This is a genomic window from Brucella anthropi, assembly GCF_046630315.1.
Taxonomy (GTDB): Bacteria; Pseudomonadota; Alphaproteobacteria; order Rhizobiales; family Rhizobiaceae; genus Brucella; species Brucella anthropi_A.
Genome location: NZ_LQBD01000015.1, coordinates 40,334 through 60,081, shown reverse-complemented (window position 1 = coordinate 60,081; position 19,748 = coordinate 40,334). Strand labels below are relative to the sequence as shown.

The following is a 19,748-nucleotide window of genomic DNA, read 5'->3' as shown; positions in this document are numbered from 1 at the left end:
TATGGCAGGCTCCGGTTCAACAATTGGAGCGCCACTCCTTTCCGTCAGGCCCGGACATATGTTCTGCCGGTTAAAGCCTGCGGGGCGCGGTGCTCGTGACATAACAGAATTTTAAGGGGTGAATATGAGGCGTGTCGTCATCACCGGTCTTGGTCTGGTGTCGCCGCTTGCCAGCGGTGTCGAAGAGACCTGGAAGCGTCTTATTGCCGGTGAAAGCGGTGCTCGCCGCATCACGGAATTTGAAGTTGACGATCTGGCCTGCCAGATTGCCTGCCGCGTGCCGGTTGGCGATGGCACCAATGGCACCTTCAATGCCGACCTTCATATGGAAGCCAAGGAACAGCGCAAGGTTGATCCTTTCATCGTCTATGCCGTCGGCGCTGCCGACCAGGCGCTGGACGATGCCGACTGGCATCCGGAAAGCGATGAGGATCAGGTGCGCACCGGCGTTCTGATCGGTTCGGGCATTGGCGGCATCGAAGGCATTGTCGAGGCTGGCTATACGTTGCGCGACAAGGGCCCGCGCCGCATCTCGCCCTTCTTCATTCCGGGCCGTCTCATCAATCTGGCGTCCGGCCATGTGTCGATCAAGCACAAGCTGCGCGGGCCGAACCATTCGGTCGTCACGGCCTGCGCAACCGGCACGCACGCCATTGGCGACGCTGCCCGTCTCATCGCTTTCGGCGATGCGGATGTGATGGTTGCCGGTGGCACGGAATCGCCGGTGAGCCGCATTTCGCTGGCAGGCTTTGCCGCCTGCAAGGCGCTGTCCACCAAGCGCAACGATGACCCGACTGCCGCTTCCCGTCCTTATGACGAAGACCGCGACGGCTTCGTGATGGGCGAAGGCGCTGGCGTCGTGGTTCTGGAAGAACTGGAACACGCATTGGCGCGCGGCGCGAAAATCTATGCCGAAGTGATCGGTTACGGACTTTCGGGCGATGCCTATCACATCACGGCGCCGACCGAGAGCGGCGAGGGCGCCGAGCGCTGCATGGTCGCGGCCCTCAAGCGCGCCGAAATCACGCCGGACCAGATCGATTACATCAACGCCCACGGCACGTCGACCATGGCCGACACGATCGAGCTGGGCGCTGTCGAGCGCGTGGTCGGCGATGCGGCGCCGAAGATTTCGATGTCCTCGACCAAGTCGGCTATCGGCCATCTGCTTGGCGCTGCCGGTGCCGCCGAAGCCATTTTCTCGACCCTTGCCATTCGCGACAATATCGCACCGGCAACGCTTAATCTCGATAATCCGGCTGTTTCGACGAAGATCGATCTGGTCCCGCACAAGGCGCGTGAACGCAAGATCGATGTCGCCCTGTCGAACTCCTTTGGATTTGGCGGAACCAATGCTTCGCTGGTTCTGCGCCGATATTCCTGATCGGCCCTGATCGGCATTGTTGAAAATCCGATACTGAACTTAAAAACGCGGGGATTTCTCCGCGTTTTTGCCAAAATATAACCTGATGCGATGTTTAAAATCATCAACAGCGGTTAGTGTGGACACGACTCCGAAGAGTTTTATCCGCTCTGACGAAAACCAAGTGCAAAAGCCGTTCCGGGCGGGTATCCGGCATGATGTGTCCGGAGGCTCGCCGAATAGATAGATGGAGCCTTTCCAATCGTGTGATAACGGTTCGAAATGCTCTGGACCGAGGTGATTGAGTGAATTCAGAGGCGCCATCCGGAACACCCCCTGCTGACGAGCAGCCCAAGGGCGCGACGCAGGAAACGAACGCGACATCCAAGCCGTTCGTCCCGAAATCCGCGTCTGAAGCCCTGCGGCCCGAGCCGGGAACACCGCCGCCGCGCAGGCGCTCGCGCCACGCGCGCAGCCAGATCGTCGTTTTCATGAACTTCATGCTGTCGCTTGTGGTGTTGGTTCTGCTTGGCGCGTCTGCCTTGTTCTATTTCGGCAAGATGCAGTTTGACGGGCAGGGGCCGCTCACCGCTGAAACGACGTTTCTCGTCAAGCGCGGCGCAGGTATCGCCGAGGTTTCCAACAGTCTGGAAAATCGTGAGATCGTCAGCGATGCGCGCATCTTCCGCTATGGCATGCGCACATTGGGGCATGAAAACGATCTGAAGGCGGGTGAATATGCCATCCCTGCCGGTGCCTCCATGCGCGACGTGATGAATATTCTCATCAGCGGCAAGTCCATCATGTATCCGTTGACCATTCCGGAAGGCCTGACGGTGAAGCAGATTTTCGACCGCATTTCGGCTGACCCGATTCTGGTTGGTGATATGCCGAAGGAAATGCCGCCGGAAGGATCGCTCTTCACGGATACGCTGAACTTCACGCGCGGCACGACGCGTTCGGAAATCATCGATCGCATGGTTGCATCGCAGAAGAAGCTCGTGGATGACGCCTGGGCAAAGCGTAATCCCGACCTGCCGATCAAGGACAAGAACGAATTTGTGACACTGGCTTCCATCGTGGAAAAGGAAACCGGTATCGCCTCCGAACGTCCGCATGTGGCTTCGGTCTTCATCAACCGCCTGAAGAAGGGGATGCGCATCCAGTCCGATCCGACCATTATCTATGGCCTGTTCGGCGGGGCTGGCAAACCGTCGGATCGCCCCATCTTCAAGTCGGATATCGAAAAGCAGACCCCGTATAACACCTATGTCATCAACGGTCTGCCGCCGACGCCGATTGCCAATCCGGGCAAGGCCGCGCTGGAAGCCGTCGCCAATCCGCTGGATACGGAAGATCTCTACTTCGTTGCCGATGGCACGGGCGGTCATGTGTTTTCGAAGACGTTGCAGGAACACAATGCCAATGTCCGCAAATGGCGTTCTGTCGAGCAGCAGAAGAATATCGAACAACAGAACAATACCGGCAACGATGCAAGTCAGGGCTCAGGGCAGAGTGCGGGCCAATAACGCTCGGCTATGACCTTGGGCGAATGTAGCAATCAGTGACCGAAGCCGGTGCAAACGCTGGCTTCGGATTGGTTTTTAGAGCATTTCCAGCAAAAGTGCGAAGCGGTTTTGCGTAGGATAATGCGACGAAACAAAGCATTTCCAGCAAAAGTGCGAAGCGGTTTTGCGCAGGATAATGCGGTAGAACAAAGCATTTCCAGCAAAAGTGCGAAGCGGTTTTGCGGGGGGTGATGCGTCAAAACAAACAGCAGGGCATTTCGCATGGTTCAATCGAAGCAGAAATGTTCTGGAGTGGGTCCGCATTGGCGGGCGTGAGTTGAGGGGATGGAATGCATGGCGCTCCAAAGTATGACCGGATTTGCACGCCATGCCGTGCAGCATGCCATGGAAGGCGGTGAGGCGCGCATCGTCTGGGAAGTGCGCTCCGTCAATGGCAAGGGGCTCGATCTCCGTTTGCGTCTGCCACAAGGGCTTGAAGCGGCTGAACATCCGGTCCGCTCGATGCTGGCGCGTCATTTCTCACGGGGAAATTTTCAAGCAAGTCTCAGCGTGGAACGCAGTGAAGCGCAGGCCGGTTTCAGCATCAACCAGGCGATGCTCGCCGAGGTCTTGAAGCTTGGCGCCGATTTGCAGGCGAAACATGGGCTGGCGCCTGCCAGCGTGGACGGCATCCTTTCACTGCGTGGTATCATCGACCAGGCGCAGATGGCTGATGACGAAGATGACCGCGTGCGGCTGGAAGCTGCCATCGTTTCCGGTTTCGAGGGAGCGCTCAAGGCGATTGCCGACGCGCGCCGGCAGGAGGGCAGGGCCCTTTTCAGCATTTTATCGGCCCATGTCGACAGCATAGAAAGCTTGACCGGTCGCGCCCGCCGCGATCCGTCGCGCGGTACGGACGCCATCAAGGCGCGCCTTGCCGGACAGGTGGCCCTGCTGATGGATACAGCCCGCGAACTCGACGAGGCCCAGCTCTATCAGGAAGCGGCCTTTCTTGCGACCAAGGCCGACATTCAGGAGGAGCTCGACCGGCTGGATACCCATGTGGCCTCCGCGCGCAAGCTTTTGGCAGAGGGCGGCCCCGTCGGGCGCAAGCTCGATTTTCTTTCACAGGAATTTAATCGTGAGGCTAATACACTGTGTTCTAAATCGAATGCAGCGTCGATCACAGCCATCGGTCTGGAACTGAAGGCTGTCGTGGATCAGTTTCGCGAACAAGTACAAAATCTGGAGTAACAGTTATCATGGCCATCTCTTCGGTTGAAAATGGCGTCGCACGCAGGGGCTTGATGGTGGTGATCTCGTCGCCATCCGGGGCCGGAAAGTCCACGATTGCCCGGCTTTTGCTGGAAGACAAGAAGATGAACCTCTCGCTGTCGGTCAGCGTGACGACGCGTCAGCGCCGCCCGAGCGAGATCGAGGGGGTGCATTATCATTTCATCACGACACGTGAATTCGAGCGCCTGCGCGACAATGACGAGCTGATCGAATGGGCGGAAGTGCACGGCAATTTCTACGGCACGCTGCGCGAAACCGCAGAGATTGCGCTGGCGGACGGTCAGGACATGCTGTTCGACATTGACTGGCAGGGCGCGGACCAGCTGCAAGCGAAGATGCCGGCCGATGTGGTGTCGATCTTTATCCTGCCGCCCACCATGCGCGAATTGCAGCAGCGCCTGAACCGCCGCGCGGAGGATACGGCGGAAGTCATCGAGACGCGCTTGCAGAATGCCCGTTTTGAAATCCAGAAATGGGTGAAATACGATTATATCGTCATCAATGAAGATCTCGACCGCTCCTTTGCGGCTATCAAGTCGATCATTGAAGCCGAGCGTCTTCGCCGCGACCGTCGCCCCGGACTTTTCGATTTCGTAACCGGTTTGCTGGAAGAAAATCCGCAAATCTGACGAATATGAAACTTAATAAGTATTTGCTGAGAAAAACGGTATTAGAGCGGCAGGTGTTTAAGAAGGAGCGCCATGCCCCTCTATTCCTTTGTTTGAGCATGATTCCCAAAACCGGTTCCCGCTTTTGGGAATCATGCTCCAGATTGCCAGTTTCTCCCCATAGTGGCTGGCTTATTGACTGTGCGTAGTTTGACTATTTTCGATCAAGAGATCGGGTCGTTTTGTAAAAACAATGTCTTGCAAGGTTTTTAAATTTTCGGGTCCTAAAGACCGTGCAGATAAGCCTGTATAGCGCAGTTTTGTATCATCGGACGACCGCCATGCAAACATGACCGGACGGCGGTCATCACGAAAAATGGCACGTTCTATTTCGCTCCATTTTATATGAACCGGTGAACGAACATATTTAGAGATGTTTAGCCCTGTATCGTCCAATTTCAAAATAATACGCCTACGCAGTAGAGATATTGCGATAAATGAACTCCATATAGCGAAAAGACAGCCGATTGCTGTCTGAAGTTTGGACTGCTCTGTGTAGCCATCATAAAGAAACGATACTGCAACACTGCCACATAGAAGGAGATTAATTGTTGCATTGACTGTTTGGCGTGGAGTCCGGCGAAATTCCATCAATGTTTTTGCTCCTGAATAGGGTTTAGAGCGCGGTGCCGCCCACTGTTACCTGGTCCATGCGCAGATGCGGCTGGCCGACGCCGACCGGCACCCATTGCCCGCCCTTGCCGCAATTGCCGCTGCCGGTATCGAGCTTCATATCGTTGCCGATCATGGATATACGCTTCATCGCATCCGGTCCGTTGCCGATCAGCATCGCACCCTTGATGGGCGCTCCCACCTTGCCGTCCTCGATCATATAGGCCTCGGTGCAGCCGAACACGAACTTGCCCGATGTGATATCCACCTGACCGCCGCCGAAGGAAACCGCATAGATTCCCTTCTTCATCGAGGCGATGATTTCTTCCGGCGTCTTGTCGCCGGACAGCATATAGGTGTTGGTCATGCGCGGCATCGGCGCATGCGCATAGGATTCGCGGCGTCCATTGCCGGTCGCTTCCATGCCCATCAGCCGCGCATTCTGCCTGTCCTGCATGTAATTGACGAGCTTGCCATCCTCGATCAGCACGGTGCGGTTGGTGGGCGTGCCTTCATCATCGATGGTCAGTGAGCCACGGCGCTCGGCAATCGTGCCGTCGTCCACCACGGTTACGCCCTTGGCGGCGACCTGCTGTCCGAGCAGGCCAGCGAAAGCAGATGTCTTTTTGCGGTTGAAATCGCCTTCCAGCCCATGCCCGACCGCTTCATGCAGCATCACGCCCGGCCAGCCATTGGCCAGAACGATATCGAATGTGCCTGCCGGGGCCGGGATGGCTTCCAGATTGACGAGCGCCTGACGCAATGCTTCGTCGGCGGCATGCTGCCAGCTTGTCGTGCTGATGAATTCGCCAAAGCCCTTGCGTCCGCCCACAGTATGGGAACCCGACTCCTGACGGTCGCCGCTGCCTGCCACCACGGAAACGCTCAATCGCACCATGGGCCGTATATCACGGACGAAATGACCGTCGGCGCGCAGGATTTCCACCTGTTGCCATGAACCAGCAAGCGAAACGGAAACCTGACGGACTTTTGGGTCTTTGGCGCGCAGATAGGCGTCGATCTGTTGCAGAAGCTGCACCTTGGCGTCGAAGCCCGGTGCGCCGATCGGGTTTTCATCCGTATAGAGGTGGCGGTTGGTGCCCGCCGGAGCAGGGGAATAGGTGCCGCCATAGCCTTTCAGTGTGGCGGAAACCGCGTCCGAGGCGCGTTTCAGCGCGGCAAGCGAAAGATCGCCGGCATGGGCATAGCCGATGGCTTCACCCGCAACCGAGCGTAGGCCAAAGCCTTGATCCTGGTTGAAAGAGCCGGTCTTGAGGCGGCCATTATCGAAAACGAGGGCTTCGGCTTCGCGATACTCCACGAAGAGTTCGCCATCGTCGCCGCCCTTCAGGCTTTGGGCGACAAGGCGCTCGATATCGTCGCGGGAGGCGTCGAAACTGTCGATCAGGCTTTTCATGAAAACAAATCCTGCAGCATGTGTCTGTTGCAGGATGTAAGCCTTAAATCGGTTGAGGACAACCACGCGATGAAGAACTATCGATATTCCGGTGCCGGAATATCGACAGTTCTTAGGGGAGGGCGTCGAAGCCTTCGCCAAACCCTTTCAGATCCACCGGAATGCCGACGCCTTCTTCCGGCGTCTGGAAGACGATGAAGGTTGCCGCCTTGCCGCTGCGCAACGTCTTCAAAAGATCGTCTTCAAGGATCACTTCTGCATAGCAGCCGTCTTCGAAGCAGCGCACGAAATAGGCGCGGCCGATATCCTTGCCATCGACATTGAGGCCCAGGCCGTTGGGCAACAGAACGCCAAGCGGGGCCAGAACGCGCAGAATGCGCGCCTTGTTGTCCGCGGTCTTGAGGACGACGACCGAAAGGCCGAGTTCCGGGCGTTTCGCGGCCACCACGTTCTGGATCAGCGCGCACTGTTCCGTCTTGGCGCCGGCAGGTGTGTCGCAAAGGACGGACCAGGCGCCATGCTGCGACTTGAGCTTGCCGCTCTGCTGCGGGCTGGTCGGGGCCGCCTGCGACTGGGCTGCGGGAGCCTCCTGCAGGGTTTGTAATTGCGCCGGTTTGTCCTGGGCAACGGACGGAAGCGTTGCAACGGCGAGTGCCATGCTGGCGCCTGTTGCAAGGATTGCGAGGCGCTGGCTGATCGTGCGGCGGGCAGGCATGCGAAAAGTCATGAAATCTCCAGATCGAATCACCGGGACGTTAACGCGCTGCATTGGCCATGAAAAGCGCCGTGACTGGCGTTTAACGGTCTTGGCCATCATCGCAACGGTGATACCGTCTGTTGCATCGATTGTCACGCGGCACGTTAAAAGAAACGTCTTGTCAAATCATGGCTTCATTATGGGTTTCCTGCGGTTTTCCCAAGTTTTCGCGGTGGAGGCGAACCCTTCCTGTGCCCCTTCCTGTACATTGAATAAGCTTGAACATTGGCTTTTCCGCATGGGGGCTGCGCGCAAAAATGCCGCACAGGAACATATTCGCCTTCCTTGCGGTGTGCGCTAAGGTGTGGTTTGAACGCCGACGGGGGATGCGGCCGTCTTTAGCGTCCGGCGTCCAGCTCGAAAGGGCGAAAAGGGAGAGAGTTCTGGTGGATAAGATTGTTGCCACAACGAGGGGCGCCTTCGGCGGCGCTCTTGCAGTGCTGTGGACGACTGGTGCCGCTTTCGCGGACCAGCCGCGTCCCTGGGAATGGAGATTTCAGGACGCAGCGACTGGGATTGCCGAACAGATTCATTGGTTTGAGCGTTATACGCTCTGGTTTATCATTCCCATTACCTTGCTGGTTCTGTTTTTGCTGGTCTGGGTCGTGCTGCGCTTTCGCGCCAGCGCAAATCCGGAGCCATCCAAAACCAGCCACAATACCGCTATCGAGGTGATCTGGACCGTTGGGCCGGTCATCATTCTGCTGTTCCTCGCGGTTCCGTCCTTCCAGCTTCTGACGGCGCAATATTCGCCTGAAGATCCGACGCTGACGGTCAAGGCGACGGGATATCAGTGGTACTGGGGTTACGAATATCAGGTCGATAATCCGGTCAGCTTCGATTCCCTTCTGTTGAAGGATGCCGATCGCGCCGCCGCCGGGAAAGAGGATCGTGCGCGTTATCCGCGTCTTCTGGCTGTCGACAATGAAGTCGTGGTTCCGGTTGGCGAAACGGTTCGCCTTCTCGTCACCGCCGCCGACGTGATCCATTCCTGGACCATCCCGGCGTTCGGCGTGAAGATGGACGCTGTTCCGGGCCGCATCAACGAAGCCTGGTTCAAGGCGGACAAGGAAGGCCTGTATTACGGTCAGTGCTCCGAGCTTTGCGGCAAGGATCATGGCTTCATGCCGATTGCCGTGCGCGTTGTCTCAAAAGATCAGTATCAGACCTGGATCGCCGCTGCGGGATCGGATCTGAACGGTGCGAACAAGGCGCTTCAGGCCGCTGTTGAAGGTGGCGCAAACGATAAGGTGGCTGCGGCGGGTCTTTAGATCCCGAACGCCAAGACTGTTGAAAAACGGGAGCGAATTCCATGGCTGGCACAGCAGCTCACGAACATGGTGCCCAAAATGCCCATGATAAAGATGGCGATCACAAGCCGCATGGCTGGGTTCGTTGGGTATACTCGACCAATCATAAAGACATCGGTACACTGTACCTGATTTTTGCAATCATCTCCGGGATCATCGGCGGCGCCTTGTCCATCGCGATGCGCGCCGAACTCCAGGAGCCGGGCATCCAGATTTTCCATGGCCTTGCATCCATGGTCTACGGTGTTGAGGGCGACGCCGCGCTCGATGCCGGTAAGCAGATGTTCAATGTGTTCACTTCGGCGCATGCTCTGGTCATGATCTTCTTCATGGTCATGCCGGCGCTGATCGGCGGTTTCGCCAACTGGATGGTGCCGCTGATGATCGGCGCGCCGGACATGGCCTTCCCGCGCATGAACAACATTTCGTTCTGGCTTCTGCCGCCAGCGCTGCTTCTGCTGCTGATCTCGCTGTTCATGCCATCCGCGCCCGGCGGCTGGGGTCCGGGCGGCGGCTGGACGCTCTATCCGCCTCTTTCGACCTCGGGCCAGCCCGGACCGGCTGTGGACTTCGCCATCCTCGCCATCCACATTTCCGGTGCCTCGTCGATCCTCGGTGCGATCAATTTCATCACCACGATCCTCAACATGCGCGCACCGGGCATGACGCTGCACAAGATGCCGCTCTTTGCATGGGCCGTGCTGGTGACGGCGTTCCTGCTTCTGCTTTCGCTGCCGGTTCTGGCTGGTGGCATCACCATGCTGCTGACCGATCGCAACTTCGGAACGACTTTCTTCGCGCCCGATGGCGGCGGTGATCCGATTCTGTACCAGCACCTGTTCTGGTTCTTCGGGCACCCGGAAGTGTACATCCTCATCCTGCCGGGCTTCGGCATCGTAAGCCACATCGTATCGACCTTCTCGCGCAAGCCGATCTTCGGTTATCTCGGCATGGCTTACGCCATGGTCGCGATCGGTGTCGTCGGCTTCGTCGTCTGGGCCCACCACATGTATACGGTCGGCCTGTCGCTCGATACGCAGCGTTACTTCGTGTTCGCCACGATGGTGATCGCGGTTCCGACAGGGATCAAGATCTTCTCATGGATCGCGACGATGTGGGGCGGCTCGATCACCTTCCGGGCGCCGATGCTGTGGGCGATCGGCTTCATCTTCCTGTTCACCGTTGGCGGTGTAACGGGCGTTCAGCTCGCCAATGCCGGTCTCGACCGCGCACTGCATGACACCTATTACGTCGTGGCGCACTTCCATTACGTGCTATCGCTTGGTGCAGTGTTTGCGATCTTCGCGGGCTGGTACTACTGGTTCCCGAAGATGAGCGGCTACATGTACAATGAGTTCACGGCCAAGCTGCACTTCTGGGTCACATTCGTTGGTGTGAACCTGGTCTTCTTCCCGCAGCATTTCCTTGGTCTGGCCGGCATGCCGCGCCGCTACATCGACTATCCTGATGCCTATGCGGGCTGGAACATGGTGTCGTCTTACGGCTCCTATATTTCGGGCTTCGCCGTCCTGATCTTCCTCTACAATGTCTTCGAGGCATTCGCGAAGAAGCGTGAAGCCGGTGCAAATCCGTGGGGTGAAGGTGCAACCACGCTGGAATGGCAGCTTTCGTCGCCGCCGCCGTTCCACCAGTGGGAACAGTTGCCGCGCATCAAGTAATTGTGCGTCGGGCGGAGTCCGGAAAAGACTTCGCCCGGCCTTGTAAAATGTGCTATTGGCGGGCGGCATTCTGTTCCGCCCGTCGCCGGTAGACGAAAAGTCGGCCATCAGGCACGGCATTTCCGGTGGAAACAGAATGGTTTCCGGGAGGACATTGTTGTGATTGGTGCCGATCCGCGCTGTAGGGGGCGCGGTGTCCGGACCGGTGAACTTGAGGTTTTTGAAGTTAAAATGTCTCTGGTGGAAAAAAACGCAGGTACCGACGATTCGCTCGCTCTCTCCGAGGCGACTGCGCGCGATTACCTTGTTCTTTTGAAGCCCCGCGTGATGTCCCTCGTGGTCTTCACCGGGCTGGTCGGGCTGGTGGTCGCACCGGGACATATGAACCCTGTCCTTGCCGCCATCAGCATCTTGTGCATCGCCGTCGGCGCCGGAGCGTCCGGCGCGCTGAACATGTGGTATGATGCCGATATCGACGCGGTGATGAAGCGCACGCGCAACCGGCCCATTCCGGCGGGCATCATCGCGCCCGGCCAGGTGCTGGCTTTCGGCCTGACACTTTCCGCCTTTTCCGTCATCACGCTTGGGCTGATGGTCAACTGGCTGGCGGCTGCGTTGCTCGCTTTCACGATTTTCTTCTATGCCGTCATCTATACGATGTGGCTGAAGCGTTCGACACCGCAGAATATCGTTATCGGCGGTGCTGCGGGCGCATTTCCGCCGATGATCGGCTGGGCCGCCGCGACCGGCGAGATCACCTGGGACAGTGTTGTCCTGTTCATGATTATCTTCCTGTGGACGCCGCCGCATTTCTGGGCATTGTCGCTCTTTTCAGCCAATGATTATGAAGCAGCGCGCATCCCCATGATGCCGAACGTGAAGGGTGAGCTTTCGACCCGGCGTCAGGCGCTGTTCTATGCGATCCTTATGGCGCCGGTCGGCGTTCTGCCGTGGGTGCTGGGCTTCGCAGGCCCTGTCTATGGCGCGATCTCGACGCTGCTTGGCCTGGCTTTCGTTTATTATGCGTGGCGCCTGTGGGCTGCCGGTTCGCAATCTGCAATGCTGGCCGCTGCCCGCAAGCTGTTCCGTTTCTCGCTGCTTTACCTGTCGGGATTGTTTGCGGTGCTGCTTGTGGAAGCGCTGGTCATGAAGGCGCTGGCCGCCTTTGGAGTGTTCTGATGGATAAAACCGCACAAAAGCCGGTGGACAGCAAGCTGGAATTGATTGTTCCGACGGAGCAGCAGAAGCGAGCCCAGCGCAATCGCTCGTGGGGACTGGCAATCGCGCTGGCGCTGTTTGTGCTCCTTGTTTACGTCGGCACGATTGCGAAACTGGGCGCGAATATTCTGGTGCGGCCGCTTTAAAAATCATCTGGGAGGAGAAAATGGCGGATCTGCGGGAGAAGGATCAAAAGCTGAAAAAGCAGCAGCGTTCCAATGCAACGATTGCTTTTGCTTGCCTGTCTTTCTTTGTCTGCATGATCGGTGCAGCCTATGCCTCCGTTCCGCTTTACCGCATTTTCTGCCAGGTGACGGGCTATGGCGGCACGACACAACGTGTCGAGCAATATTCCGATACCATTCTGGACAAGACCATCAAGGTGCGTTTCGACGCGAACATGGCCAATGGCCTGCCATGGGATTTCAAGCCTGTGCAGCGTGAGGTGACGGTCCGCATCGGCGAAACGACGATGATCAAATACGAGGCGCGCAATCTCTTCGATGAGCCGACCTATGGCCGCGCAAGCTTCAACGTCGCGCCGGGTCGGGCAGGGGCCTATTTCAACAAGGTCGAATGCTTCTGCTTCACGGATACGACCTTGCAGCCGGGCGAAGACATGGAAATGCCGGTCGTGTTCTTTGTCGATCCGGAGATCGTCAACGATCCTGACCTGAAGGACGTCAAGACGATCACGCTGTCCTATACATTCTTTCCGATCGAGAAGCCGAAGCCGGTGGCGAATGCCAAGGTTGAGACGTCAAACAACGGAAGCTGAGACCGAGCGGCGCATAATGCCGCAAAGACAAAAGACTGAAGCGGTTTTATTCTGATTGAGATACCGCTTGTTACAGACAGACTTGCTTGGCAGCCCGGTTGGGGGTTAAGCAGGAAGGTACGAGAGAGGAGCCCCTAAGGGGATTTACGGGGAGAGACATGGCCGACGTTCATCAGAAAAATCACGACTATCATATCATCGCGCCCAGCCCTTGGCCGTTCCTGAGCTCCGTGGGTGCATTCGTGCTTGCCGTCGGCGGTATTGCCTGGATGCGTTACATCAATGCAGGCGAGCTGCCGTTCTTCGGCCTCAATGTGGTGACGCCATGGATTTTCTTCATCGGCCTCGCCATCGTGCTCTACTGCATGTATGGCTGGTGGTCCGATACGATCAAGGAAGGGCATGAGGGGCACCATACCCGTGTCGTGTCGCTGCATCTGCGCTATGGCATGATTATGTTCATCGCCTCGGAAGTCATGTTCTTCGTGGCCTGGTTCTGGGCGTTCTTCGATGCCAGCCTCTTTCCGAATGAAGTGCATCAGGTGGCGCGCGCCGAATTTACGGGTGGCGTCTGGCCTCCGAAGGGCATCGAGGTTCTCGATCCGCTGCACCTGCCGCTCTACAATACCGTGATCCTGCTTCTGTCGGGCACGACACTGACCTGGGCGCACCATGCCCTGCTGCACAATGACCGCAAGGGCATGATTACCGGCCTGGCGATCACTGTCGCTCTCGGTGTCCTGTTCTCCTTCGTGCAGGCCTACGAATATATCCACGCACCATTCGCGTTCAAGGATTCGATCTACGGTGCAACGTTCTTCATGGCGACCGGCTTCCACGGTTTCCACGTTATCATCGGTACGATCTTCCTTCTGGTGTGCCTCTTCCGGGCGATTGGCGGCGACTTCACGCCGACGCAGCATTTCGGTTTCGAAGCCGCTGCCTGGTACTGGCACTTCGTTGACGTGGTCTGGCTGTTCCTGTTCTTCGCCATTTATGTATGGGGCGGCTGGGGCGCGCCGATGCATGGCGGTTGATCGCCGGTGGCGACAAGTTTCGAGGCGGCCCTGGCAACATGGCCGCCTTTTGTTTGTGAACCGATGTTGAAAAGGGAAACGCGATGCCGGATCAGAACATTTATCCTCCGGTCGATCCCATAAAGAGCGGCATCGCCGGACATTGCCCGTGTTGCGGCGAGGGGAAGCTGTTCGACGGTTTTCTGAAAGTCGCCCCGCGCTGCAAGGCTTGCGGGCTGGATTATTCCTTTGCGGATTCCGGTGACGGCCCGGCGGCTTTCGTCATCCTGATCATCGGTTTCATCGTCGTCGGCCTCGCGCTCTGGATGGAAGTGAATGTCGGGCCGCCGCTCTGGGTGCACTTCATCCTGTGGGTGCCGCTTGCGATCATCCTCAGCCTTGTGGCCATGCGATGGGCCAAGGGCATTCTCATCAATATGCAATATCGCCACAAGGCCGAGCAGGGGCGTCTGGACAGCAACAAATGACGCTGAAACATACATCGCGTTTTCCATGGGGCGTCGTCATCGCGTCCTCCATTGCGCTGGTCATTCTGCTGGCGCTCGGCACGTGGCAGATGGAACGCCTGCAATGGAAGGAAGCGCTGATCGCATCGACCGAACAGCGCATTCACGAACCGCCATTGCCGCTGTCGGAAATGGAAAAGCTCTACAAGCAGGAAGGCACCGTCGAATATCGTCCGGTGACGGTTTCGGGCACCTTCATGCATCAGGGTGAGCGGCATTTTCTGGCCACGCATGACGGGGCTGCCGGTTACAATGTCTATACGCCGCTGATGCTGGAAGACGGACGCTTCATTCTGGTCAATCGCGGCTTTGTTCCATACGAGAAAAAAGATCCGGCAACGCGGATGGAAGGGCAGGTTGATGGCCCGGTCAGTGTGACCGGTCTGGCACGCGATCCATTGTCGGCGAAGCCGGGTTTCTTCCTGCCCGACAATGATGCGCCCAAGAATATTTTCTACTGGAAAGACTGGGTCGCGATGGGGACAAGCGCCGGTTTGCCAAATCTGGATGCGGTCGTGCCGTTCTTCATCGATGCCGACAACAAGCCCAATCCGGGTGGTCTACCCATTGGCGGCGTGACGATTATCGATTTTCCCAACAACCATCTGCAGTATGCGGTAACATGGTACGGCCTCGCTCTGGCCCTGATCGGGGTTGTCGGAACATGGTTGTGGCGCTATCGCCGCCTTGAGAAAGGTGGAGACCGATTTTCAGGCCAAGACAGCGAGGATAAGGGGGGAAGGGGTTGACAATGACCGCGTTGCGGCCCAACTCCGGGACATAGTTTCAAGATTGAATTTCAAGCCACGCCGAACCTTGCGAGCACGCTTCATGACCGATCAGCGCCCCCCTCTGGAAATTCGCCTTTGCGGCCCCCGCGGTTTTTGCGCCGGGGTGGACCGGGCGATCCAGATCGTCGTTCTGGCGCTGAAGAAATACGGTGCGCCGGTTTATGTGCGCCATGAGATCGTTCACAACCGTTATGTGGTCGAGGGCTTGCAGTCGCGCGGCGCGATCTTTGTCGAGGAACTGAATGAAATCCCGGCGGAGCACCGCAACCAGCCGGTCGTGTTTTCCGCCCATGGCGTGCCGAAGTCGGTGCCGGCCGATGCGCAAGCCAAGAACCTCTTTTATCTCGATGCCACGTGTCCTCTGGTTTCCAAGGTGCACAAGCAGGCCATGCGCCATCAGCGCCTCGGTCGCCATGTCATCCTGATCGGCCATTCCGGCCATCCGGAAGTGATCGGCACCATGGGCCAACTGCCGGATGGCGCGGTGACGCTGATCGAAACCGTGGAAGATGCGCGCAATTGCCATTTCGATGACGAGAACAATCTGGGCTTCGTGACGCAGACGACGCTTTCGGTGGATGACACGGCGGGCATCATCGAGGAATTGCAGGCGCGTTTTCCGAACCTGTCAGCCCCGGCGGCAGAATCGATCTGCTATGCCACGACCAACCGGCAGGATGCGGTGCGATCCGCCGCTCCCGGATGCGATCTGTTCCTGATCGTCGGTGCGCCGAATTCCTCCAATTCCAAGCGCCTGGTTGAAGTTGCGGAGAAGGCGGGCGCGCGCATGTCGATGCTGGTCCAACGCGCTGCCGATATCGAATGGGACCGGATTGGCGACGTGGCGGTGGTGGGCTTGTCGGCCGGGGCCTCGGCACCTGAAATCATCGTCGATGAAATCATTGATGCCTTCAAGGCACGTTTCGATGTGACGATCGAACTGGCGGAAACCACCGTGGAAACCGAAAATTTCCTTGTGAACCGCGAAATTCGCGATGTGGAACTGACGGCGCAGGATATGGCATTCGTCAACGGAGAACACCGGCTTGTCGGCATTCCGAAACTGATGCCCAAGGACATATAAGGGACATAAGCGGCATGGCCGTCTATACGGATATCAATGAAATCGAGCTTGGCGCTTTCCTGCAGCAATATGACATCGGCACGCTGACGTCTTACAAGGGCATTGCGGAAGGGGTGGAGAACTCCAACTATCTTCTGCACACCACGACGGGCTCGTTCATCCTGACGCTCTATGAAAAGCGCACCAACCGTGAAGATTTGCCGTTCTTTCTTGGGCTGATGCAGCATCTGGCGCGCCGCGGTCTGGAATGCCCGCAGCCGGTGATCCGCCTTGACGGCACGATGATCGGTGAGCTTGCCGGGCGGCCCGCCGCAATTGTCACCTTCCTTGAGGGCATGTGGATGCGCCGCCCGACGGTGGAGCATTGCGAAGCGGTTGGCGAGGGGCTGGCCCAGATGCATCTGGCAGGCGCCGATTTTTCGCTGCGCCGCCGCAATGGCCTGACGCTAGCCGATTGGCGTCCATTGTGGGACCTCTCGCGTGAACGTGCGGATAAGGTGGAACCGGGCCTTGTCCGCGAGGCCGAAGCCGATCTGGATTTCCTGGAAAAGAACTGGCCTGCCGATCTGCCGCAGGGCGTGATCCATGCCGATCTTTTCCCGGACAATGTTTTCTTTCTGGGCGACAGGCTTTCGGGCTTCATCGACTTCTATTTCGCATGCACGGATATTCTGGCCTACGATGTCGCCGTTTGCCTGAACGCATGGTGCTTTGAGAAGGATTTTTCCTATAATCGCACCAAGGGGGCGGCACTTCTGCGTGGCTATACCTCGGTTCGTCCGCTTTCTGCGGCGGAAGCAGATGCCTTGCCGGTTCTGGCGCGCGGGGCCGCCCTCCGCTTCATGCTGACCCGGCTTTATGACTGGCTGAATGTTCCCGACGGCAGTTTCGTGGTCAAGAAGGACCCGATGGAATATGTGCGCAAGATGCGCTTTCATCGCCAGATCGAAACCGCCGCCGAATATGGCCTTGAGCAGCAGGGAGCGGCTGCGTGAAGCGGATCGAGGCTTTTACGGATGGCGCATGTTCGGGCAATCCCGGCCCCGGCGGCTGGGGCGCAATCCTGCGCTGGAACGGCAATGTCAAGGAACTGAAGGGCGGCGAAGCCGATACCACCAACAACCGCATGGAGCTGATGGCTGCAATCTCCGCGCTCTCCGCGCTCAAGGAGCCATGCGAAGTCGATCTCTACACGGACTCGGTCTATGTGCGCGACGGCATTTCCGGCTGGATCGAAGGCTGGAAGCGCAATGGCTGGAAGACTGCTGCCAAGAAGCCGGTCAAGAATGCCGAACTGTGGCAGGCGCTGGATGAAGCGCGCAAACCGCACAAGGTCAGCTGGCACTGGATCAAGGGCCATGCCGGACACCCTGAAAACGAGCGCGCCGACGAGCTTGCCCGCGCCGGCATGGAACCGTTCAAATATGCCGGACACCGGACTTTGAAGGTGAAATAAAAGGGCGACTTTCGCCGCCCTTTGTTTATTCTCAAAGCTGTTCGAGAAGGGCTGCGGCTGCGGATGTGACCGCTTGCCCCGGCTGTTCCTCGATATTGAGAGACTTGACCACACCGTCTTCGATGATGGCCGAATAGCGCTTGGAGCGCACACCGAGGCCGCCGCCGGAAAGATCGATATCGAGACCGGCGGCCTTGGTGAAGACGGCGCTTCCATCGGCAAGGAAGAGAATCTTGCCTTCGCCCCCGGTGCTCTGTGCCCAGGCGCCCATGACGAATGGATCGTTGACCGCCACGACGGCGATCTGATCGACGCCCTTGGCGAGGATCGCGTCGCGGTTTTCGAGATAGCCCGGCAGGTGATTGAGGCTGCAAGTCGGCGTGAAGGCACCAGGAACGGCAAAGAGAACGACCTTCTTGCCCTTGAAGATATCGTCGGTCGTCATTTCCTTGACGCCATCGGCAGTCTTTACCTTGAAAGTTGCTGCGGGCAGCTTGTCGCCAACTTTGATCGTCATCTGTTTTCTCCTAGGGGGCAGGGGTGTTCCGCTGCCTATGGTCAAAAATTCTCATCCGCGCCGCGAAGCACGGGCGGCACAGTTAAACCGATAACAGGCCGGCGGACAATTTCAAAAGACGGATAAGAGCAGCCTAATTCAGCGTTACTTGACCGGAGACTGCTTTTCCGTTCTGCACGATTGTGTAATCGATAGTGGCATTGTCTGCCTTTCCATGCACCTTGGCTGTAAACTGCTGGCCGGATTGACTCTTCTCAACCGCAACGGCGTCGGAAAGCCTGACCTTGTCGCTGGCGACGAACAGTTCTGCCGGGGCTGAAGGGTCGGGAACGGCAAGGTCGAAGACGGCCTTGTCTCCTTCCCGCTTCACCTTGCTTATGCCGAACGCCGCTGTTGCCGGTGTGGGGAGCCGGTCGAATGCCGTCTCGATGATCGTGCGGGCGGCGATCGCCTGCGGCGAGGCTTGCTGTTCTCTTTGATCGAGCGGGAAATCGAACGTGGCCTGCACCGGAACGCAGATTTTCTCACAAACCCCAAGAAAGACATGGCCCTTCAGCCGTGTGTCGCCGGATGGCAGATGAAAGACGATCGGCAACGAGACGGGTTGCTTATACCCGATCCCGCCTTCGTCGCTCCCGCCAAACCGGATGGGGGCCGGGAAATCGATCTGCGCTTTCGCATCCCCCTCAATATTGATCTGGGGCGGAACGCCCGCATCGCCCGGATTGCGCCAATAGGTTTTCCAGCCGGGCTGCAACTCGATCTGCAAGGCACCGCGTCGTTCGCGGCCGGTTGCGTTGTCCGGGCCACTGTCTTCGAGAATGACACGCACACGCCCGCCGGGCGTCTCGGTCCAGTCCGAGGCGGACGCCAAGGCTGGAAGTGCGAGCGAGGCCAACAAAAATGGAGCGATGGCGAATGTCCGAATGTTCATGATTGAAAGATGGAATGAAAAGGTGGTCGCTTCAAGTCCAATCGTGAGGACCTGCGATTTGCACCGCGCGATCAAGAGGCCGCCTGCCATTCAATTGGTTTTCGCACCGGGACCGGCGGTCCCAGCAAATGGCCATTGTTATTTTGCGCAGTCTTGCTACCTTCATATTCATGACCATTCTCAAGACGCCAAACAAAGAGCAGGGTTTTCTGAACGGGCAATTCCTGCTTGCCATGCCCGGAATGAGCGACGAGCGTTTTGCCCGGTCGGTGGTTTATATCTGCGCGCATTCCGATGAAGGCGCGATGGGGTTCATCATCAACCAGCTTCAGCCTGTCGAGTTTCCGGATCTTCTGCGTCAAATCGGGGTCATAGACGAGGATGAACTGATTATTCTGCCGGATCGGGCTCAGAATATGATGGTGCGCAATGGCGGACCGGTGGATCGCACGCGCGGCTTCGTGCTGCATTCCGACGACTATATGGTCGATTCCACCATGCCTGTTTCGGAAGATGTCTGCCTCACGGCAACGGTCGATATTCTGCGCGCCATTTATGGGGGCAGGGGACCGTCACGCGCCCTGATGGCCCTTGGTTATTCTGGCTGGGCACCGGGCCAGATCGAAGCGGAGCTTGCCGAGAATGGTTGGCTGACCTGCGACGCGCCGCTCGACATGCTGTTCGACAGCGATATCGAGGGCAAATATGCGCGCCTGATGCTCCACATGGGCATCGATATGTCCCGGCTTGTCTCCGATGCGGGGCATGCCTGATTTAAGGCAATAAGGCAGTAGGGCAGTAAGGCAGTATGTTAAGG

The 19,748-nt window shown here is 57.9% G+C and carries 22 protein-coding genes; 17 read left to right on the top strand and 5 right to left on the bottom strand.

Annotated elements, in window-relative coordinates; translation table 11 throughout:
- The first annotated feature begins 124 nt into the window (after positions 1-124).
- From fabF to gmk, 4 genes are all read left to right on the top strand, one after another.
- Positions 125-1,384: a beta-ketoacyl-ACP synthase II gene (fabF, locus tag AVM02_RS10490; protein WP_411506911.1), complete on the top strand. Its 1,260-nt coding sequence runs from the start codon at positions 125-127 to the stop codon at positions 1,382-1,384.
- A gap of 284 nt (positions 1,385-1,668) precedes the next feature.
- Positions 1,669-2,892, top strand: coding sequence for an endolytic transglycosylase MltG (gene mltG, locus AVM02_RS10485; protein WP_411506910.1), 1,224 nt, complete (start codon positions 1,669-1,671; stop codon positions 2,890-2,892).
- A 333-nt stretch (positions 2,893-3,225) separates the two neighbouring features.
- Positions 3,226-4,125, top strand: coding sequence for a YicC/YloC family endoribonuclease (locus AVM02_RS10480; RefSeq protein ID WP_411506909.1), 900 nt, complete (start codon positions 3,226-3,228; stop codon positions 4,123-4,125).
- A gap of 8 nt (positions 4,126-4,133) precedes the next feature.
- Entirely contained in the window at positions 4,134-4,796 is a 663-nt protein-coding gene (gene gmk / locus AVM02_RS10475) for a guanylate kinase (RefSeq protein WP_411506908.1), read from the top strand.
- 171 nt (positions 4,797-4,967) lie between these two features.
- Here gmk and AVM02_RS10470 read toward each other — a convergent pair whose 3' ends face one another.
- The 3 genes from AVM02_RS10470 to AVM02_RS10460 all read right to left on the bottom strand — a co-directional run bounded on the left by AVM02_RS10470 (position 4,968) and on the right by AVM02_RS10460 (position 7,591).
- Entirely contained in the window at positions 4,968-5,429 is a 462-nt protein-coding gene (locus AVM02_RS10470) for a hypothetical protein (RefSeq protein WP_411506907.1), read from the bottom strand.
- Between the two features lie 22 nt (positions 5,430-5,451).
- Positions 5,452-6,864: a metalloprotease TldD gene (gene tldD / locus AVM02_RS10465; protein ID WP_411506906.1), complete on the bottom strand. Its 1,413-nt coding sequence runs from the start codon at positions 6,862-6,864 to the stop codon at positions 5,452-5,454.
- Between the two features lie 112 nt (positions 6,865-6,976).
- Positions 6,977-7,591, bottom strand: coding sequence for an invasion associated locus B family protein (locus tag AVM02_RS10460; protein ID WP_411506905.1), 615 nt, complete (start codon positions 7,589-7,591; stop codon positions 6,977-6,979).
- Between AVM02_RS10460 and AVM02_RS10455 the strand changes: the two genes are divergently transcribed.
- The 12 genes from AVM02_RS10455 (at position 7,590) to rnhA (ending at position 17,480) form a co-directional block, all read left to right on the top strand.
- Positions 7,590-7,922 carry a hypothetical protein gene (locus AVM02_RS10455; RefSeq protein ID WP_411506904.1) on the top strand — a complete coding sequence of 111 codons (333 nt, stop codon included), beginning with the start codon at positions 7,590-7,592 and terminating at the stop codon, positions 7,920-7,922. The two genes, AVM02_RS10460 and AVM02_RS10455, sit on opposite strands and share 2 nt — an antisense overlap.
- A gap of 85 nt (positions 7,923-8,007) precedes the next feature.
- Positions 8,008-8,892, top strand: coding sequence for a cytochrome c oxidase subunit II (coxB, locus tag AVM02_RS10450; protein ID WP_411506903.1), 885 nt, complete (start codon positions 8,008-8,010; stop codon positions 8,890-8,892).
- A gap of 41 nt (positions 8,893-8,933) precedes the next feature.
- Positions 8,934-10,610, top strand: a complete 1,677-nt coding sequence (ctaD, locus tag AVM02_RS10445) for a cytochrome c oxidase subunit I (RefSeq protein ID WP_411506902.1) — start codon at positions 8,934-8,936, stop codon at positions 10,608-10,610.
- A gap of 231 nt (positions 10,611-10,841) precedes the next feature.
- On the top strand, positions 10,842-11,789 hold the full coding sequence (locus AVM02_RS10440) for a heme o synthase (RefSeq protein ID WP_411506901.1): 948 nt from the start codon (positions 10,842-10,844) through the stop codon (positions 11,787-11,789).
- Positions 11,789-11,974, top strand: a complete 186-nt coding sequence (locus AVM02_RS10435) for a hypothetical protein (RefSeq protein WP_411506900.1) — start codon at positions 11,789-11,791, stop codon at positions 11,972-11,974. The genes AVM02_RS10440 and AVM02_RS10435 overlap by 1 nt, the downstream gene beginning before the upstream one ends.
- A 20-nt stretch (positions 11,975-11,994) precedes the next feature.
- Positions 11,995-12,606 (top strand): cytochrome c oxidase assembly protein, encoded by a 612-nt coding sequence (locus tag AVM02_RS10430; protein ID WP_411506899.1) that lies wholly within the window; start codon positions 11,995-11,997, stop codon positions 12,604-12,606.
- 158 nt (positions 12,607-12,764) lie between these two features.
- Positions 12,765-13,643 (top strand): cytochrome c oxidase subunit 3, encoded by an 879-nt coding sequence (locus AVM02_RS10425; protein WP_411506898.1) that lies wholly within the window; start codon positions 12,765-12,767, stop codon positions 13,641-13,643.
- A gap of 83 nt (positions 13,644-13,726) precedes the next feature.
- Entirely contained in the window at positions 13,727-14,110 is a 384-nt protein-coding gene (locus tag AVM02_RS10420; RefSeq protein ID WP_411506897.1) for a DUF983 domain-containing protein, read from the top strand.
- Positions 14,107-14,898, top strand: a complete 792-nt coding sequence (locus AVM02_RS10415; RefSeq protein WP_411506896.1) for an SURF1 family protein — start codon at positions 14,107-14,109, stop codon at positions 14,896-14,898. The genes AVM02_RS10420 and AVM02_RS10415 overlap by 4 nt, the downstream gene beginning before the upstream one ends.
- 82 nt (positions 14,899-14,980) lie before the next feature.
- Positions 14,981-16,024: a 4-hydroxy-3-methylbut-2-enyl diphosphate reductase gene (gene ispH / locus AVM02_RS10410; RefSeq protein WP_411506895.1), complete on the top strand. Its 1,044-nt coding sequence runs from the start codon at positions 14,981-14,983 to the stop codon at positions 16,022-16,024.
- Positions 16,025-16,038: 14 nt separating this feature from the next.
- Positions 16,039-17,019, top strand: coding sequence for a homoserine kinase (locus AVM02_RS10405; protein WP_411506894.1), 981 nt, complete (start codon positions 16,039-16,041; stop codon positions 17,017-17,019).
- A complete protein-coding gene (rnhA, locus tag AVM02_RS10400; RefSeq protein ID WP_411506893.1) occupies positions 17,016-17,480 on the top strand; it encodes a ribonuclease HI in 465 nt (154 codons plus the stop codon). The genes AVM02_RS10405 and rnhA overlap by 4 nt, the downstream gene beginning before the upstream one ends.
- A 31-nt stretch (positions 17,481-17,511) precedes the next feature.
- Here the strand turns inward: rnhA and AVM02_RS10395 are convergent, their stop codons facing one another.
- Together AVM02_RS10395 and AVM02_RS10390 are read right to left on the bottom strand one after the other, a co-directional pair.
- Positions 17,512-17,997, bottom strand: a complete 486-nt coding sequence (locus AVM02_RS10395; RefSeq protein WP_411506892.1) for a peroxiredoxin — start codon at positions 17,995-17,997, stop codon at positions 17,512-17,514.
- A gap of 133 nt (positions 17,998-18,130) precedes the next feature.
- The gene (locus AVM02_RS10390) at positions 18,131-18,931 is read right to left on the bottom strand and encodes a protein-disulfide reductase DsbD domain-containing protein (RefSeq protein ID WP_411506891.1); all 801 of its coding nucleotides are present in this window, start codon (positions 18,929-18,931) and stop codon (positions 18,131-18,133) included.
- A gap of 170 nt (positions 18,932-19,101) precedes the next feature.
- Between AVM02_RS10390 and AVM02_RS10385 the strand changes: the two genes are divergently transcribed.
- Positions 19,102-19,704, top strand: a complete 603-nt coding sequence (locus tag AVM02_RS10385; RefSeq protein ID WP_411506932.1) for a YqgE/AlgH family protein — start codon at positions 19,102-19,104, stop codon at positions 19,702-19,704.
- The last annotated feature ends 44 nt before the right edge of the window (positions 19,705-19,748 follow it).

Bases quoted from the DNA above. Each gene is read 5' to 3' on its own strand.
- AVM02_RS10480 (WP_411506909.1), top strand. From the start codon at position 3,226: ATGGCGCTCCAAAGTATGACCGGATTTGCACGCCATGCCGTGCAGCAT.
- AVM02_RS10455 (WP_411506904.1), top strand. From the start codon at position 7,590: ATGAAATCTCCAGATCGAATCACCGGGACGTTAACGCGCTGCATTGGC.
- AVM02_RS10390 (WP_411506891.1), bottom strand. From the start codon at position 18,931: ATGAACATTCGGACATTCGCCATCGCTCCATTTTTGTTGGCCTCGCTC.
- AVM02_RS10405 (WP_411506894.1), top strand. From the start codon at position 16,039: ATGGCCGTCTATACGGATATCAATGAAATCGAGCTTGGCGCTTTCCTG.
- AVM02_RS10395 (WP_411506892.1), bottom strand. From the start codon at position 17,997: ATGACGATCAAAGTTGGCGACAAGCTGCCCGCAGCAACTTTCAAGGTA.
- AVM02_RS10430 (WP_411506899.1), top strand. From the start codon at position 11,995: ATGGCGGATCTGCGGGAGAAGGATCAAAAGCTGAAAAAGCAGCAGCGT.
- ispH (WP_411506895.1), top strand. From the start codon at position 14,981: ATGACCGATCAGCGCCCCCCTCTGGAAATTCGCCTTTGCGGCCCCCGC.
- AVM02_RS10460 (WP_411506905.1), bottom strand. From the start codon at position 7,591: ATGACTTTTCGCATGCCTGCCCGCCGCACGATCAGCCAGCGCCTCGCA.
- ctaD (WP_411506902.1), top strand. From the start codon at position 8,934: ATGGCTGGCACAGCAGCTCACGAACATGGTGCCCAAAATGCCCATGAT.
- AVM02_RS10425 (WP_411506898.1), top strand. From the start codon at position 12,765: ATGGCCGACGTTCATCAGAAAAATCACGACTATCATATCATCGCGCCC.
- gmk (WP_411506908.1), top strand. From the start codon at position 4,134: ATGGCCATCTCTTCGGTTGAAAATGGCGTCGCACGCAGGGGCTTGATG.
- AVM02_RS10435 (WP_411506900.1), top strand. From the start codon at position 11,789: ATGGATAAAACCGCACAAAAGCCGGTGGACAGCAAGCTGGAATTGATT.
- AVM02_RS10415 (WP_411506896.1), top strand. From the start codon at position 14,107: ATGACGCTGAAACATACATCGCGTTTTCCATGGGGCGTCGTCATCGCG.
- fabF (WP_411506911.1), top strand. From the start codon at position 125: ATGAGGCGTGTCGTCATCACCGGTCTTGGTCTGGTGTCGCCGCTTGCC.
- AVM02_RS10440 (WP_411506901.1), top strand. From the start codon at position 10,842: ATGTCTCTGGTGGAAAAAAACGCAGGTACCGACGATTCGCTCGCTCTC.
- AVM02_RS10385 (WP_411506932.1), top strand. From the start codon at position 19,102: ATGACCATTCTCAAGACGCCAAACAAAGAGCAGGGTTTTCTGAACGGG.
- tldD (WP_411506906.1), bottom strand. From the start codon at position 6,864: ATGAAAAGCCTGATCGACAGTTTCGACGCCTCCCGCGACGATATCGAG.
- AVM02_RS10420 (WP_411506897.1), top strand. From the start codon at position 13,727: ATGCCGGATCAGAACATTTATCCTCCGGTCGATCCCATAAAGAGCGGC.